At 67.2% G+C, this 16549-nt stretch carries 15 protein-coding genes; 9 read left to right on the top strand and 6 right to left on the bottom strand.

Annotated features, from left to right (window positions below; all coding sequences use genetic code 11):
- The first annotated feature begins 203 nt into the window (after positions 1-203).
- The gene (locus ACWW1C_RS10850; RefSeq protein WP_455983431.1) at positions 204-686 is read left to right on the top strand and encodes a M23 family metallopeptidase; all 483 of its coding nucleotides are present in this window, start codon (positions 204-206) and stop codon (positions 684-686) included.
- Between the two features lie 68 nt (positions 687-754).
- Here ACWW1C_RS10850 and ACWW1C_RS10845 read toward each other — a convergent pair whose 3' ends face one another.
- From ACWW1C_RS10845 to ACWW1C_RS10825, 5 genes are all read right to left on the bottom strand, one after another.
- The gene (locus tag ACWW1C_RS10845; RefSeq protein ID WP_455983430.1) at positions 755-1651 is read right to left on the bottom strand and encodes a tyrosine recombinase XerC; all 897 of its coding nucleotides are present in this window, start codon (positions 1649-1651) and stop codon (positions 755-757) included.
- Positions 1652-1719: 68 nt separating this feature from the next.
- The gene (locus ACWW1C_RS10840; protein ID WP_455983429.1) at positions 1720-2883 is read right to left on the bottom strand and encodes a lactate 2-monooxygenase; all 1164 of its coding nucleotides are present in this window, start codon (positions 2881-2883) and stop codon (positions 1720-1722) included.
- 71 nt (positions 2884-2954) lie between these two features.
- Positions 2955-3800: a siderophore-interacting protein gene (locus tag ACWW1C_RS10835; protein WP_455983428.1), complete on the bottom strand. Its 846-nt coding sequence runs from the start codon at positions 3798-3800 to the stop codon at positions 2955-2957.
- Between the two features lie 37 nt (positions 3801-3837).
- Positions 3838-4908, bottom strand: a complete 1071-nt coding sequence (locus ACWW1C_RS10830) for a hypothetical protein (protein ID WP_455983427.1) — start codon at positions 4906-4908, stop codon at positions 3838-3840.
- Positions 4909-5514, bottom strand: a complete 606-nt coding sequence (locus ACWW1C_RS10825; RefSeq protein ID WP_455983426.1) for a TetR/AcrR family transcriptional regulator — start codon at positions 5512-5514, stop codon at positions 4909-4911.
- A gap of 171 nt (positions 5515-5685) precedes the next feature.
- On the opposite strand from ACWW1C_RS10825, the gene ACWW1C_RS10820 reads away from it, so the two are divergent.
- The 8 genes from ACWW1C_RS10820 to ACWW1C_RS10785 all read left to right on the top strand — a co-directional run bounded on the left by ACWW1C_RS10820 (position 5686) and on the right by ACWW1C_RS10785 (position 15587).
- Entirely contained in the window at positions 5686-7443 is a 1758-nt protein-coding gene (locus tag ACWW1C_RS10820; protein ID WP_455983425.1) for an FAD-dependent monooxygenase, read from the top strand.
- Entirely contained in the window at positions 7440-8573 is a 1134-nt protein-coding gene (locus tag ACWW1C_RS10815; RefSeq protein ID WP_455983424.1) for a VOC family protein, read from the top strand. Before ACWW1C_RS10820 ends, ACWW1C_RS10815 begins: the two co-directional genes overlap by 4 nt.
- Positions 8570-9508 (top strand): fumarylacetoacetate hydrolase family protein, encoded by a 939-nt coding sequence (locus ACWW1C_RS10810; RefSeq protein WP_455983423.1) that lies wholly within the window; start codon positions 8570-8572, stop codon positions 9506-9508. The genes ACWW1C_RS10815 and ACWW1C_RS10810 overlap by 4 nt, the downstream gene beginning before the upstream one ends.
- Positions 9505-11388 (top strand): acyl-CoA synthetase, encoded by a 1884-nt coding sequence (locus ACWW1C_RS10805; protein ID WP_455983422.1) that lies wholly within the window; start codon positions 9505-9507, stop codon positions 11386-11388. Before ACWW1C_RS10810 ends, ACWW1C_RS10805 begins: the two co-directional genes overlap by 4 nt.
- A 1-nt stretch (position 11389) precedes the next feature.
- Positions 11390-12955, top strand: coding sequence for a bifunctional 3-(3-hydroxy-phenyl)propionate/3-hydroxycinnamic acid hydroxylase MhpA (mhpA, locus tag ACWW1C_RS10800; RefSeq protein WP_455983421.1), 1566 nt, complete (start codon positions 11390-11392; stop codon positions 12953-12955).
- A 49-nt stretch (positions 12956-13004) separates the two neighbouring features.
- On the top strand, positions 13005-14195 hold the full coding sequence (locus ACWW1C_RS10795; RefSeq protein WP_455983420.1) for a cytochrome P450: 1191 nt from the start codon (positions 13005-13007) through the stop codon (positions 14193-14195).
- A gap of 107 nt (positions 14196-14302) precedes the next feature.
- Positions 14303-14500 carry a ferredoxin gene (locus ACWW1C_RS10790; RefSeq protein ID WP_455983419.1) on the top strand — a complete coding sequence of 66 codons (198 nt, stop codon included), beginning with the start codon at positions 14303-14305 and terminating at the stop codon, positions 14498-14500.
- Between the two features lies 1 nt (position 14501).
- Positions 14502-15587 carry an S-(hydroxymethyl)mycothiol dehydrogenase gene (locus tag ACWW1C_RS10785; RefSeq protein WP_455983418.1) on the top strand — a complete coding sequence of 362 codons (1086 nt, stop codon included), beginning with the start codon at positions 14502-14504 and terminating at the stop codon, positions 15585-15587.
- Positions 15588-15631: 44 nt separating this feature from the next.
- On the opposite strand, the gene ACWW1C_RS10780 is transcribed toward ACWW1C_RS10785, so the two are convergent.
- On the bottom strand, positions 15632-16474 hold the full coding sequence (locus ACWW1C_RS10780) for a PhzF family phenazine biosynthesis protein (protein WP_455984231.1): 843 nt from the start codon (positions 16472-16474) through the stop codon (positions 15632-15634).
- Between the last annotated feature and the right edge of the window lie 75 nt (positions 16475-16549).

Here is a 16549-nt window from a genome sequence, read left to right as displayed (position 1 = left end):
TTGTCCGAGGTGGGACCGCCCGGCATGCGATGGCGACCCGAGATCGAGCCGCTGTGCAGGCGCGCGAAGTCAACCCACGAATGCGGATTGCAGGGGGAAGTTTACACGCTTTTCAGGGGTGCTCTTGTCCACAGTGCGCCGGTTATCCACAGATCGGGGTGCCGGGGGTGCCCAAGCCGCCGCCGAGGCGCTGAACTGGGGTGATGCGGATCAGTCTGCTCATGACGCTCATGACCGTCTGCTCGACCGGCGTGGCGTACGCCGCAGACGGCCGGCTGGACTGGCCCTTACGACCGCGCCCCGCGGTCGTAAGGCCCTTCGACGCACCACAGCCCAACTGGCAGCGCGGGCATCGTGGTGTCGACCTCGCGGGTACTGCCGGCCAGCCGGTCTACGCCGCGGCTCCGGGCACCGTGGTGTTCGCCGGAGAGCTCGCGGGCCGGCCGCTGGTGTCGGTGGCGCATCCGGGTGGCCTGCGGACCAGCTACGAGCCGGTTCGTGCGGCGGTGCGGCCCGGTGCCGTCGTCGCTGCCGGCACTCCGCTCGGAACGCTGGTCGCCGGGCATCCCGGGTGCGCCAGCTGCCTGCACTGGGGCGCGATGTGGGGTGCGTCCTCCAATGCCGACTACGTCGATCCCCTGGGCCTGCTCGCCGCCACCCCGGTGCGGCTGAAGCCGCTTTTCTGACGCCCAACATGCGCTTGTGTGCCACAAATCGCGAGAACTTCGCACACAAGCTCATTCTCGGCCGGGAGTCAGGCGCGGGGGTGGGCCTGGTCGTGGACAGCACGCAACCGGGCGACGGTCACGTGCGTGTAGAGCTGGGTGGTCGCGAGCGACGAATGGCCCAGCAGTTCCTGCACCACGCGCAGGTCGGCGCCGCCTTCCAGGAGATGCGTGGCCGCGCTGTGTCGCAGGCCGTGCGGCCCGATGTCGGGGGCGCCGTCCACCGCCGAGACGGTCTGGTGCACGACGGTCCGCGCCTGGCGGGGGTCCAGTCGTCGTCCTCGCGCACCGAGCAGCAGTGCCGGGCCGGATGTCGCGACCGCGAGCGCCGGGCGCCCGTCCGAAAGCCAGGCCCGTAGCGCCTTGAAAGCCGGTTCACCGAACGGCACGGTGCGCTGCTTGTCGCCTTTACCCAGGACCCGCAGCACCCGCCGACTCTGGTCGACGTCGTCGATGTCCAGGCCGCACAGCTCGCTGACTCGGATGCCGGTGGCGTACAGCATCTCTACGATCAGCCGGTCGCGCAGCGCCATCGGATCACCTTGTTCCGCACCGGAATTCGCAGCGGACATGGCGTCGACGGCCTGGTCCTGACGGAGTACCGCGGGCAGTGCACGACGGGCCTTGGGGGTCTGCAGCCGCGTCGCCGGGTCGGTTTCGAGGAGCCCCCGCCGCACCGCCCATGCGGTGAAAGTCTTGACCGCCGAGGTCCGGCGGGACAGCGTCGTCCGGGCGGCGCCCCGGCTTGCCTGTTCGGCGAGCCAGGACCGCAGCGTCATGAGGTCGAGGTCCGCGATGGCCACGTCGTCGCCGAGGAATTCCGCCAGCGACCGCAGGTCGCCCCGGTAGGCGCGCCGGGTGTGCTCGGAGCGGCCGCATTCGAGTTCGAGGTACTGGTCGAACTCATCGAGAACCGCCGGGTGCACTCCCCTACGTTCGCATCACGGCCGCCCGATCGCCCGGCACGCCACCCGTCGGTGGCCGAGCTGTGACCTCAGACGTCGACGCGGCGCAGGGCATCCGGGGTGAGGTCGGCGAGCGAGCGGTATCCGTCGATTGCCATGGTCAGGTCGGTCTCGGCCAGCAGCGACCGCAGCACGTGCACGACACCGGCGGTGCCGGCCAGCGCCATCCCGTACGCGTACGGTCGGCCGATGCCGACGGCCGTCGCGCCGAGCGCCAGCGCCTTGACCACATCGGCACCGGTCCGGACGCCGGAGTCGAACAGCACCGGAAGGCCGTCGGCCGCCTCGACGACGCCGGGCAGGCAGTCGATGGCCGGGATTCCGCCGTTGGCCTGCCGGCCGCCGTGGTTGGAGCAGTAGATGCCGTCGATCCCGGCGTCGCGGACGCGCCGGGCATCGTCGGGATGACAGATGCCCTTGACCAGCAGCGGCAGCGTGGTCAGCGAGCGCAGCCACGGCAGGTCGTCCCAGCTCAGCGGATTCCCGAAATCCTGCACCCACTGCATCACGACCCCCTGCGGGTTCTGCTCGGGCGGTGCGGGCAGCTTGGCCCGGAACACCGGGTCGCTGGTGTAGTTGGACAGGCAGTGGCCGCGCAGCTGCGGGAAGTTGGCCGTCGACAGGTCGCGGGGGCGCCAGCCCGGCACCCAGGTATCGAGGGTGACGACGATGCCCCGGTACCCGGCCGCCTCGGCCCGGCTGACCAGGCTGGCCGCCAAGTCGCGGTCTTTCGGGGTATACAGCTGGAAAAAGCCTGGGGTGTCACCGAATTCGGCGGCGACGTCCTCCAGCGGATCACTGGTGAGCGTCGAGACCATCATCGGTACGCCGGTCTGGGCCGCGGCCCGCGCGGCGTGCAGATCGCCATGGCCATCGCGGGCACAGATGCCCATGACGCCGATCGGCGCGAGGAACAGCGGCGACGGCAGCTTCAGCCCGAACAGGTCGACGGTCAGGTCTCGCTCGGTGGCCCCGACCAGCATCCGCGGCATCAGGCCCCAGCGGTCGAAGGCACTGACGTTGACGCGCTGCGTCCGCTCGTCGCCGGCGCCCCCGGCGACGTACGACCAGATCGACGGCGGCATCGCGGCCTGGGCGCGCTCCTCGAGTTCGGCGAACGAGATCGGCAGCGTCGGGACGACACCGCCCAGCCCCTGCAGGTAGATCTCGAGCTGGTAATCACCGAACGCCATCAGGCCCGCCCTTCTGTTGCACCTTCAGCTGAGAATCGAACCTTAGCGTCGGCCTGCGCCGCGGTTTCGGGCTATGCCTCGGCTTCGACCTTGGCCAGTTCGGCCTTCCACTGCCGGAAGGTCTCCTCGGTGCGTCCGCGGCGCCAATATCCCGAGATGGACGCCCATTCCGCGCCCACGCCTCGTTCCTTGCGCAGGTACGGCCGCAGATTGTGCATGACGGTCTGGGCCTCGCCGTGGACGAAAACCTGCACCTGGCCGGGCAGCCAGTCGGCCGCCCGGACCGCGGCGACGAGCGGCGCGTTGTCGCCGGCCCGGTCGTCGGGAACCAGGTCCGCCCGTCCGCCGCGGTGTATCCAGTGGATCTTCACGCCTGTGGGCGCGGTCAGGTCCAGCTCGTCGTCCGGACCGTCGACCTCGATGAAGGCCTGCCCGATTGCGTTGGACGGCAACGCTTCCAGTGCGGTACTCAGCGCCGGCAGCCCGGCTTCGTCGCCGGCCAGCAGATGCCAGTCGGCGGCCGGGTTCGGCGCGTAGGCCCCATTGGGGCCCATGAGATACGCGGGGTCACCGGGCGCCAACGACGCAGCCCACGGTCCGGCCACCCCGCTGTCGCCGTGCACGACGAAGTCGACGGTGAGCTCGCGCTGCTCGGCGTCGACGCTGCGCACGGTGTAGGTCCGTACCGTCGGGCGCTGGTCCGCCGGCAGCGCCTCGAAGCTGTCCAGGGTCAGCGGCTGCGCCAAACCCGCCACCTGGACGCCGGCGGGCACGATGGCGAACTTGACGTAGGAATCGGTGAATTCCTTCGGACTGAAGGTGTCGAACCCGTTGCCGCCGAACACAACACGAATCATGTGCGGGGTCAGGCGCTGGGTGCGGAGTACTTCGAATGTATGAATCGGACGACCTGCCACGCCTCGACTATACGAGCGGCGCGGTTGCCATGGTGGGCTACCGAGCCAGCACCGCCGCCGTGAACTTGGGTTTCCAGTCGGAAGTCAGCAACGCGCCGAAGTTGGATTCGAGGTCGTCACGTTTGGCGGTGTCGGTGTCGCGCACCGCGAAGATGAACGCCGGACCACTCCATCCGGTCCCCGCGACACCCGCCATCACCTGCAGGATCTGCCGCGCTTGTTCGTCCTGGCTGACGCCCCGGGCCTGCGGTGCGCAGGTCGAGGCGCCCAGCTCGGTCATCCAGACCTTCTTGTCACCATCTCCGTTGACGGTCATCAGGTCGTGGATCCGGACCAGGTCCGACCATCCGTTGTCGCCGTCTTCGGCGATGCCACCGGGAAAGACGTACGGATGCATCGCGGTGGCATCGAAGAACTTTCGCGCGCCGCCCGCATACATGTCGGCGAGGAACTTCGTCGGTGCGTCCGGACCGGTCGCGCGGCTCAGCCCCGCCGTGATGACGGTGGCGTCGGGCTGAATGGCCTTGATCGCCGGATACGCCGCCTTGAGCAGCTCGGTGTAGACCGCGGCGCGGTTATCGGTGAAGCCGAAGAACAGCGGCAGGTTGGGCTCGTTCCAGATCTCCCAGTGGGCGATCCGGTCGCCGTACCGCTGCACGACGGCGGTGACGAACGCGGCATAGTCCGCCGGATTCACCGGTGGCGCACTGAAGTACGCGCCTGGCGCCCGAGCCCAGGTGGGGCTGTACGCGATCAGTCCGAGTACCTTCAGGCCCCGCTGCTTGGAGCCGTTCACCCAGTGGTCGACGTAATGCCAGTTGTATTGACCCTTGACGGGTTCCACGATGTGCCAGTCGATCAGCACCCGCATCCACTCGCCCCGGGTGCGGGCGACGGCATCGAGTTCCCGGTCGGCGTCGGCATCGCTCATCCAGGACTGCGGCGCGCCGACGCTGAATCCGTAGCCACCCTCGGGCACCACCGGCATCGCGACGCGCGAGGGACGCAGCCACAGGCACTGACCGATCAGGAGCGCGACGATCAGCCCGATCACGGCAGCGAGCCACCCGAAGCTGCGACGTACGCGGCGGGCGATGACAGCGCTCATTCAGACGGACGGCTGCAGTACAGGCAGCGGTTCGGTCGCGATACGGTGCGCCTCCTTGGCGTCAATACCCAAGGCACGCAACACAAGTTCCGCTGTGGACGACCCGGCCTCACGCCACGTCTGGTGGCCTTCGAGCACCATCCACATCGCACTGACCGTGGCGCCCTGGACCAGCGAGGCCACGCTGTCGACGCCGACATCGCCCAGCCGGTAGCGTCCGGCCGCGACGCCGGCGTCGACGTCACTGCTCGGCGGGCCGGCCATCCACGTCCGCAGCGTTTCCTCGCTCAGACCGAACTTGACGGCGAACCGGCCCAACTGCGGGTTCTCGTGCGCGTAGCGCACCCACATCCGGATCCCGGTGGACAGCCGCGCGGCAGAGTCGTCGATCGCCCCGAAAGACGCCGAGACCCGCTCATGCAGATCCGCGGTGAGCTCGCCGACGACGCGATCGAACAGATCGTCCATCGACCCGACGTTCCGGTACAGGGTGCCGCGGGCCACGTTGGCCTCCTGCGCCAACTCACTGATCGTGACCTGCGTGGTGCCCTTCTCGACGAAGAGCCGCACTGCCGCGGTCAAAATCCGTTCGTCAGTCGTGGTCATGACACCGCCCCTCTGAACCTTCTGCATCACCTGTTCAATCCACAACAATAGCAACATCGATTGCACACATCTCCGCATTTTTAAACAGATGCGTTCAGAATTACCCTTGACTTGCGTTGAACACTTCTGTTCAATTCACAACATAGTTGTTGACGGCAGAAGGGATCAATGATGATCGAATCCTCGTCGGCTGACCGCGTGCCGGTGCTGATCGCCGGAGGCGGGCCGGTCGGCCTCACCCTGGCGTTGACCTTGGCGCGGCAGGGTGTGCAGGCACTGCTCATCGAACGCAACCCGTCGACGACGACGCACCCCAAGATGGACATCACCAACGGCCGCAGCATGGAGCTGTACCGGCAACTCGGCATCGCCGATGACCTTCGCAAAGTGGCTGTGCCCGAGGACAATCCGTTCGACGTCGCTTGGGTCACCAAACTGAACGGGTGGGAGTTGGCGCGGTTCAGCTACCCCGGCGTGACCGGGCGCCGCGACGCCGTCCGCGGATGCACCGACGGCACGATGACACTGGAACCGCCGATGCGGGTTTCGCAGGCAATCCTCGAACCCGCACTCAAGGAGATCCTGGAAACGCGCACGGGCGTCGACGTCCGATACGGATGGGCGCTGCAGTCCTTTCACCAGGACGCCGACGGCGTCGATGCGGTCATCAACTGCAGCGCGACCGGCGAGACCCGCACCGTGCGGGCCGACTACCTTGCCGGTTGCGACGGAGCCGGCAGCATCGTGCGGCGCGAACTCGGGATTACGTTGCACGACATCGATATCCGTCGCCTGGCCGCGCGCGAGATCGGGTTGGGCAAGATGGTCGCAGGAACGGTGCGGGCATTCGCGGAACAGCGACAGACCCCGATGGACGGCCGGGTGTACATGGTGCATTTCACGTCCACGGCCCGCGAGATCCTGGAACGATTCGGCACCACGTGGCACACCCAGTCCCCCGAAGGCTGGACCCTGATCTCACAGAACGATCGCGACACCTGGACGTTGCACACGCTGATCGGCATGGGCGTCAAGACCGGGGAGATCGATCCGAAGCAGTTCCTGTTCGCCCGGCTGGGAGTCGAATTCGATTGCGACATCGTCGTTGCCAATGAGTGGCGGCCCCGGCTCTCGCTTGCCGACTCGTACGGGCACGGCCGGGTTTGGTTGGCCGGCGACTCGGCCCACCAGGTGGTGCCGAACGGCGGCTATGGCATGAACACCGGCGTCGGTGACGCCGTCGGGTTGGGCTGGACGTTGGCCGCGGTCGTCAATGGCTGGGGCGGTCCGCGTCTGCTCAGCGCCTACGCGGCAGAACGCCGCGCGGTCGGAATCGCCAATCGAGACGCCTCTGCACGACACACCCTGGTGCGCCTGGCGATCCAAATGGCAAACCGCGCATCGCTTTCCGGACAAGGTTGGGCGTCCGACCGCGACCGCGCACGCCTCGGTCGCGAGATTCTCGATCTCGGCAATCTCGAAAACGAGGCCGACGGAATCGAATACGGCTACCGCTACGACAACTCACCGGTCATCTGTACCGAACCGGTCCTTCAACCGGCCGGCCCCGCGCACCGGTATCTCCCGAGCACAGCGCCGGGAGCCCGGCCACCCAGCGTCTTCCTGCCGGACGGAACCGCCCTTTTCGACCTGTTCGGACCGGGATTCACGCTGCTGCGCTTCACCGATCTCGACGTCACAGAGCTGACGTCCGCGGCAGCCGATCGCGGCGTCCCGCTGACCGTCGTCGACGTCCGCGACGCGCATGCCCGAAACCTCTACGAACGCGACCTGGTGCTGATCCGTCCCGATCAGCACGTGGCATGGCGCGGGAACCGCCTGCCCGCCGAGGCATCCGAGGTGATCGACCGGGTCCGGGGCGTGGCCCGCAGCTCGATCCGATCGTCGCAGAAGGAGTATTCACGATGAGCAGCAACACCATTGGCGCCCACAACGGCCTGCACAGCGCCGACGGCGCGCGCCCGGGCGAGCATCCGGGCCGCTCCCGCAATCCGCTGATCAAGGTGACCGACGTCGCCTGGCTGGAATTCGACAAGCCCGACCTGTCGCGCGCCGAAGCCTTTGCCCACGCATTCGGCTTCGGCACCGCGCTACGCACCGCCACCGAATTGCACCTGCGCGGCAGCGACCCCGACGCGCCGTGCGTCCTCGTCCGGCGGGGCCCGCAGACCCGGTTCCGCGGGATGGCGTTCACCGCCGGAGACGACGCAGATCTGGTGCGGCTGGCCGACAAGACCGGCGCGCGGGTCACACCGCTGCCAGAGTCGATCGGCGGACTGGGCGTGCAGTTGACGGACCCCGGCGGTGTCCCGGTACGCGTGGTGTCCGGCACCCATCCGCTGAGCCCGCTGCCGTCGCAATCACCCCACCCCCTCAATGTCGGCGACCAGGTCAAGCGGATCAACACGACGCAGCGCCCGCCGCGGGTCCCGACGACGGTGCAGCGCCTCGGCCACGTCGTCGTGCAAACGACCAAATACCGTGCGGCACTGGACTGGTACCTCGATACGCTCGGCCTGATCGTCAGCGACTTCCTGTACTTCCCGGGGCAGCGCGAACGCGGCCCCACCATGAGCTTCATTCGCTGTGACCGCGGCTCGATCCCGACCGACCACCACACGCTGGCGCTCGCACTCGGTCCCGCGAACCGCTACGTCCACTCGGCCTATCAGGTCAGCGACCTCGACGCCCTTGCCGCCGGCGGTGAATATCTCAAAGACCATGGCTACCAACGTTCCTGGGGCATCGGTCGGCATATCCTCGGCAGCCAGATCTTCGACTACTGGCGCGACCCCGACGGGTTCATGGTCGAACACTTCACCGACGGTGACATGTTCGACAGCACGCTCGAACCCGGATGGGCGGAGTTCACCGCATCCGGTCTGGCGCAATGGGGACCGCCCGCCACCGCCGACTTCCTGGGCACCAGCCCGCGGCACGCGCGCGGCGAGGTACGAGAACTGCTCACCGCGCTCCGCGGCAACAACGAATTCGACGTCCACCGCCTCATCGGCCTACTGAAAGCAGCCAAGTCATGACCATCTCCGTTCTGCGCACCGCCGACGCCTGGTGGGTGTACACCGCGACCGGCGCGGCGAAGATCGCCACCGACGCCGCCACCACCGCCGACCTCCTGGCGGACCGCGCGGCCATCGAGGCCGCGGCGGGCGACACCATCACCGTGCCGGTCGACAGCCTCGATCTGCTCTCCCCGGTGACCGCGCCGTGCCGGGTCGTGGCCCAGATGACCAACTACGCCTCGCACGTCCGAGACGCCGGCATGGAGCCGGCCGCCATCCCGCTGACGTTCTTCCGCAAGTCGTCCGCGTCGATCACCGGCCCGGTCGATGCGATCGTCAAACCCAGCCATGTGCGATTCCTGGACTACGAGGTGGAGATCGGCTTGGTCATCGGGACGGACATGCCGGTGGGCAGCACCGTCACCGACGCCAACCTCGCCGACTACGTGGCCGGATTGGTGGTCACCAACGACGTGTCCGCCCGCGACATCCAATTGCCCCAGACGCAGTTCTACGAAGCCAAGTCCTACCCCACCTTCACGCCCGTCGGTCCGGCCCTGGTGCTGCTGACCGCCGCCGAACTCAAGCGCTTCGGCGAGCTGCGTCTGCAGCTGCGCGTGAACGGCCAACTGCGGCAAGACATGCGCGTCGCGGGCGACATGATCTACTCGCCACTGCAGGCACTTCAATCGCTGACCCGCTTCCAGGATCTGCGCGCCGGCGACCTCATCCTGACCGGCACGCCCGTCGGCACCGCCCTGAGCGCGCCTCCCAAGGCGGTCGCACTCATCGGGTCGCTGCTGCCGCCCGCCGTGAAATGGAAGGCATTCTTCAAGAGCCAGGCACGCAACCCGAAATATCTGCACGACGGTGATGTCGTCGAGGCGACCGTCGCCACCGACGACGGCGCAATCGACCTCGGCGCGCAGCGCAACATCGTGAAGTACGCATGAGCGCGAATCCGTTGTGGCCCAGGTACTCCAGCCCCGGCGATCTGGCGGAGATCGAAGCTGTCCCGCTGTCCGATCGCGGGCTTCCGGCCTCGACCTATGCGGCACTGACGCGCGCCGCAGAGATGTGGCCGGACCGGGTCGCCATCCGGGTGCTACCCGACGGCCAAGGGTGGGAAGACGCCGTCAGCCGCACGTTCGGGCAGCTGCTGAGCGACGTGACTCGAGCCGCCAACCTGCTGCACGACTTGGGTATTCAGCGTAATGACGCCGTTGCCTTGATCGCGCCGAACTGCGACGAGCTGATCACCGCGACACTGGCAGCGCAGCTCGCCGGTATCGCCGCGCCCATCAATGGTGCGCTCTCGCCGGGGCATGTCAGTGAACTGGTGCGGCGATCGGGCGCCCGGATCCTCATCACCGCGGACGCTCGACTCGATCCCGGGGCCTGGGCGGTCGCCGAGCGTCTCATCGGCGACGGCCTGATCGATGCTGTCCTGCTGATCGGACCGACCGGCGCCGATCCGATCGACGTCCCCGCGGTGGCGGGAGCGAGGGTCGAGTACCTGAGCCGATGTGCCGCCACCCACGACGGCAGTCGATTTCATGGCACCACTCCACGATCCACCGATCTGGCAGCGCTGTTTCACACCGGCGGTACCACCGGCGCGCCGAAACTGGCGGCGCACACCCACGCCAATGAAGTGGCCGATGCCTGGATGATCGCGGCGAACACGTTGCTCGATGAAACGTCGGTGTTGTTCGCGGCCCTGCCGCTCTTCCATGTGAACGCGCTCATGGTGACTCTGCTGGCTCCGCTGCTGCGCGGACAGCAGGTGCTGTGGGCCGGCCCGCTCGGCTACCGCGATATGACGTTGTACGGCAACTTCTGGAAAATCGTTGAGCGCTACCGAGTTTCCGCCATGAGCGCGGTACCGACTGTCTACGCCGTGCTCAGCCAGATCCCTGTCGACGCCGACATCTCCTGCATGCGGATGGCGATCGTCGGCGCCTCCGCACTGCCGGCCGCGGTGCGCAGTGGTTTCGAATCGCACACCGCCGTCCCCCTACTGGAGGGCTACGGCTTGACCGAGGCGACCTGTGCGAGCGCGCGCGGCTTTCCCGACCACCCCCGAACCGGGTCCGCGGGACAGAGACTCCCCTACCAGCAGCTCAAGACGGTCCGCATCGACGATGACGGCAACTGGCACGAGCTACCGCCCGGCGAGATCGGCACCTTGGCAGTCGGTGGCCCGACCGTCTTCCCTGGCTACGTCACCGGCCGCGACGCCCGCGGCTTCGTCCTGAACGGCAACGGGAAACTCGTCGACGGCTGGCTGGACACCGGCGACCTCGCCTGGATCGACGACGACGGCTTCGTGCACCTGTGCGGACGCGCCAAAGACCTGATCATCCGCGGCGGACACAACATCGATCCAGCGATGATCGAAGACGCGCTGCTGGCCCACCCGGACGTCACCGGTGTCGCCGCCGTGGGTCGGCCCGACGTGCACGCCGGTGAGGTACCGGTCGCCTATGTGACGTTGCGACCGGACGCTGTCGAGACTCCGGAGACATTGCGGCAGTGGGCTGTTGAGCACGTCGCCGAGAGCGCGGCCACGCCGCGAGCGGTGATCGTGATCGACACCATCCCGGTCACCGCCGTTGGCAAGCCGTTCAAATTGCCGCTGCGTGCCGATGCTGCCCGCCGCGCGATCAGCGACGCCGTCGCAGATGTCGACGGCGTGCGCGACGTGACCGCCGATACCGAGGACTCAGCGACGGTCGTCACGGTACGTGTCGCGGCTGGTTCCGATCGTGCCCCGGTCGAGGCAATCCTGGGCCGTTACGCCCTCACGTGGCGGCTGCTGGACGAGGAGTGAGATGCCTGACCCTGTAGTCAAATTCGCGCCCATCGTCGTCGTCGGCGCGGGGCCGACCGGTGTCACCGCCGCGACGTTGCTCGCCGACCACGGCGTGCCGACGCTGGTTCTCGACCGCTGGGAATCGGTCTATCCCCAGCCACGCGCGGTGCATCTGGATGACGAGATCCACCGCATCCTCGCCCGCATCGGCGTGGCCGAAGAGTTCGCCACGATTTCCCGGCCGGCGCTCGGGTTGCGGTTGCTCGACCAGCACCACCACACGTTGGCCCAATTCGACCGCGACCCCGCCCGCAGCAGGCACGGCTTCCCCCAGGCCAACATGTTCGACCAACCCGAATTGGAAGGTCTGCTGCGCGCGAACCTGGCCAAGCGCCCGAATGTGCAACTGCGCGGGAACGTGGAGGTCACCGCCGTCACTCAGCGCGAGCCCGGGCTGGTCCGGGTGACCTACTCCGACCGAGCCACCGCTACGGAACACGTTGTCGAAACCGGCTACGTGTTGGGCTGCGACGGAGCCAACAGCATCGTGCGGGCCGCCATCGGTGCAGCCATGGACGACCTGCGCTTCGAGCAGCGCTGGCTGGTGGCCGACGTGGTCACCGAGGCCCAGCTCGATCAGTGGGATGGCGTGCACCAGGTATGCGACCCCGTTCGGGCCGCGACGTACATGCGCATCGGCCCCAACCGATATCGCTGGGAATTCCGGTTGCTGGCGTCGGAAACCGCAGCCGACTTCGGCACGCTGAAAACGCTTCGGCCCCTGATTGTCCCGTGGATCGGCGAGGTGGCCGACGACAACCTCGACCTGGTACGGGTCACCGAGTACACCTTCCGGGCACAACTCGCCGACAAATGGCAGGACCGCCACGTCTTCCTCCTTGGCGACGCCGCCCACCTCACGCCGCCGTTCATCGGGCAAGGGATGGGCGCGGGCCTACGTGACGCGATGAACCTGGCGTGGAAAGTCGCCGGCGTGATCAACGGAGAACTACCCGAGGCCTTGCTGAAAACCTACGAACAGGAACGGAAACCCCATGCGCGCAGCATGATCCGCCTGGCGTTGGCGATGGGGTGGGCGATGACCGCCGGCGGTCACGTCGGAAACGCGGTGCGGCGCACTGTCGCACCTCGGCTGCGGTGGATACCCGGCCTTCGCGACAAGCTCGCCAACGGCACCACCCCCGGGCTGCACGAGTCGGCATTGGTCATCAAACGCCGGTCACCCCGACACCTTGCCGGAACCCTCTGCCCCAACCCGATCCTGTCCGACGGCCGGCGCCTGGACTCGTTGCTGGGCAACAGCTTTGCGCTCGTCACCACGACGCGTCCACTGGCGTTTCAACTCGCCATGCTCCAAGACCACGGCGTCGTCGTACATGTCGCCGAACCCGGCAGCCAATTGGAGCGGTGGTTACGTCGCGGCCGCGCCACCGCTGCCGTCGTCAGACCAGATCGAACGGTGATGTGCGCGGGCCGCGACGCGTGGCAAATGTGCGCGGCCATACCGGGTGTCACGTTGTCCGCTCGGGCACACAGCGTTCAGCCGCCCTTCCAGACCAGTTAGGACGCGCTCCGCGCGACCGTCCGCCGCCAAAGTCACGAAAGGAACATCAATGCGACGTCCACCCGCCGGCCTGCCCACATACGAGCCCGACATCTATTCTGTCGACGCCATCATCGACCCCTACCCCCACTACCAGAGAATGCGTGACCTCGGTCCGGTGGTCTGGCTGGCGAAGCAACGGACATATGCGCTGCCGCGTTACGCCGAGTGCAAATCGGTGCTACGCGACGACAAGACTTTTCTGTCGGGTCATGGTGTGTCACTCAATCCGATCACCAACCGGATGTCGCACGGCACCACGCTCAACAGCGACGGTGCCGAGCACGAACAACGCCGCAAGCGCGTCGCACACCGCATGCTGCCGCGTGCCCTGCGCACCATCAGTGACACCGTCGATCACACAGCGCGCAGCGTCGTCGACGCCGCGCTCGGCAAGGGCGATATCGACGGTGTCAGCGACCTCGCGGCCGCGCTACCTTTGGCCGTCGTGCCCGACCTCATCGGTTGGCCGCGCGATCAGCGCGACCACCTGGTTGCTTGGGCTGGAGCAACATTCGATGTACTCGGCCCACTCAACTGGCAGGCGATCAAAGCAGTACCCAACACTGTGCTCATGCTGCGCTTCGCCCGGCGCGTGGTTCGCGAGCGTAACGTCCTCGAGGGCAGCATGGCAGCTGAGCTACTCGCCGCCGCAGACGAAGGCCAACTGGCGCAACACGAATGCGCGCCATTACTCGTCGACTACATCGCCCCGTCGATCGATACCACGATGAGCGCTATCGCGAACGCATTGCATCTCTTCGCCGGCCACCCCGACCAGTGGCAACTGCTCAAGAACGACCCCGGCCTCATGGCAAACGCCGTCAATGAGATCGTCCGCTACGAGCCCCCGCTGCGCGCCTTTGCGCGGTGCACGGCGCAGCAGGCCGAAATCGCAGGAGTGCGAATCCCCTCGGGCGCACGGGTGCTGGTGATCTATGCCTCCGCCAACCGCGACGAACGCGAGTGGGAAAACCCCACTGCGTTCGACATCCGACGAGACGCCGGCCGGCACGTCGGTTTCGGACACGGTGCCCATGCTTGCGCCGGGCAAGGGCTGGCGCGCTTGGAAACAACGGCGATGCTGCGGGCGCTGCTCGATCGCGTGGAACGGATCGAGCTGACCGGTACGCCGGTCTGGGCGGTCAACAACATCATCCGCCGCCATGAACGCCTGCCTCTCAAGCTGATTGCCGCTTAGCGCGCGTTACCGGGACAGCGAACTGCCTCGGCGCCGCGCCGCCATCACCACAACTCGACGCTTCGAGCGACTCCCCCTCGAACTCGCCAGCACCAGTTAGGACAGCCATGAAAGCAAACGTCGACTACAACCGCTGCGAGGGCCACGCCGTGTGCGTCGCCCAAGCACCCGATGCCTTCGAACTCGATGACGAGGGAAATCTGCAGTACCACTTCGAGGGGCGAGAGGTTCCGACCGGAATCGAAACAGCGGTTCGCGCGGCCGTCGATGCGTGCCCAGTCGCTGCGCTCAGCGAGGCACCCTGAGATGAGTCGGACAGTGCGTGGTGTGATCTCCCGGACCAAGAAACAGCCCATCGAGCTGGTCGACATCGTCATCCCCGACCCCGGCCCAGGTGAAGTCGTCGTCGACATCATCGCCTGCGGCGTATGCCACACCGACCTCACCTACCGCGAGGGCGGCATCAACGACCAATACCCCTTCCTGCTCGGCCACGAAGCCGCCGGCACCGTCGAATCCATCGGCACCGGCGTCACCCACGTCGCCCCCGGCGACTTCGTCATCCTCAACTGGCGCGCCGTCTGCGGCGAATGCCGCGCCTGCAAACGCGGCCGCCCCCACCTGTGCTTCGACACCTCCAACGCCACCCAAAAAATGACCCTCACCGACGGCACCGAACTCACCCCCGCCCTGGGCATCGGCGCCTTCGCCGACAAAACCCTCGTCCACGAACGCCAATGCACCAAAGTCGACCCCGAAGCCGACCCCGCCGTCGCCGGCCTGCTCGGCTGCGGCGTGATGGCCGGCATCGGCGCCGCCATCAACACCGGCAACATCACCCGCGACGACACCGTCGCGGTCATCGGCTGCGGCGGTGTGGGTGATGCCGCCATCGCCGGCGCCGCACTCGTCGGCGCCAAACGCATCATCGCCGTCGACACCGACAACAAGAAACTGCACTGGGCCCGCGAATTCGGCGCCACCCACACCATCAACGCCCGCGACCTCGACCCCGTCGAAACCATCGCCGACCTCACCGACGGCAACGGCGCCGACGTCGTCATCGACGCCGTCGGCCGCCCCGAAACCTGGAAACAAGCGTTCTACGCCCGCGACCTCGCCGGAACCGTCGTCCTCGTCGGCGTTCCCACCCCCGACATGACCCTCGAAATGCCCCTGGTCGACTTCTTCTCCCACGGCGGCGCCCTCAAATCATCCTGGTACGGCGACTGCCTACCCGAACGCGACTTCCCCACCCTCATCAACCTCTACCTGCAAGGCCGCCTCCCACTCGACAAATTCGTCACCGAACGCATCAGCCTCGACCAGATCGAAGACGCCTTCCACAAAATGCACACCGGCGAGGTCCTGCGATCAGTGGTGATCCTCTAATGGTCGCCATACAGCGAGTCGTCACCTGCGTAACAACCCCACAACTATTGGTCCAGCGCGATAACCCCACGGATGATGGTCCTGGTGGCACCGCCCACCCAGACGGTCCCCTCGATGTCCGCGGTGATCTCGATCGACCCTTCGCGTCCGAGGGCCGCGCCCTGTGAGACCCGATAGCTCCCGGGGACAGTGCCACCAGCCGTCAACCACTGCCCCACGCCGGCGTTCATGCTGCCGCACACGGGGTCCTCCGCAACACCGATTTTCGGCGCGAAAGTGCGCATCTCGAACTGATACTCAGAGCCCTCCGGATAGGCGCCGATCGCGCCCACCATGGACTGCGGAATCACCGTCAGATCCGGTTCGAGATCAAGGACTTCTCGGGCCGTCGACAGGCGCACCACCGCCCAGCCCGGGCCGTTGTCGACCCACTGATGATCGATGATGCGCTCGCGGTCGATCTTGAACGCTGCGGCGATCAGATCGACTTCGGAGTCGTCGATAGGACCCGTGCGTAGCGTCGGCGGAGCAGCGAACGACAGCATCCGTTCACCGCGCAGCACCGTGACGAGCCCAGCCTGGCATTGCTGCACAACGCGATCCCCGCGACCAGGGGTGCCGCCATTTTCCAGCCAGGCATGGGCAGAGCCGAGTGTCGGGTGCCCAGCGAACGGAAGTTCACCACCGGGGGTGAAGATGCGCAGCCGGTAGTCCGCGTCTGGATCCGTCGCCCGCAGGACAAATGTCGTCTCGGACAGATTGGTCCAGCGCGCCAGCTGCTGCATCTGATTAGTGCTGAGGCCCTCGCCGTCCAGGATGACCGCCACGGGGTTGCCCTTGAGTGGGTGCGACGAGAACACGTCCACTTGAGCGAACGCACGGCCCATGGTCACCGGTCACTACCTTTCAGGCTGTCGAAGTTCGGGACCCGCTGCGGCACCACAGGCGCATGCAGCAAATCA

The organism is Mycobacterium sp. HM-7 (genome assembly GCF_053852335.1).
This window is presented reverse-complemented; position numbering and strand designations above follow the sequence as displayed.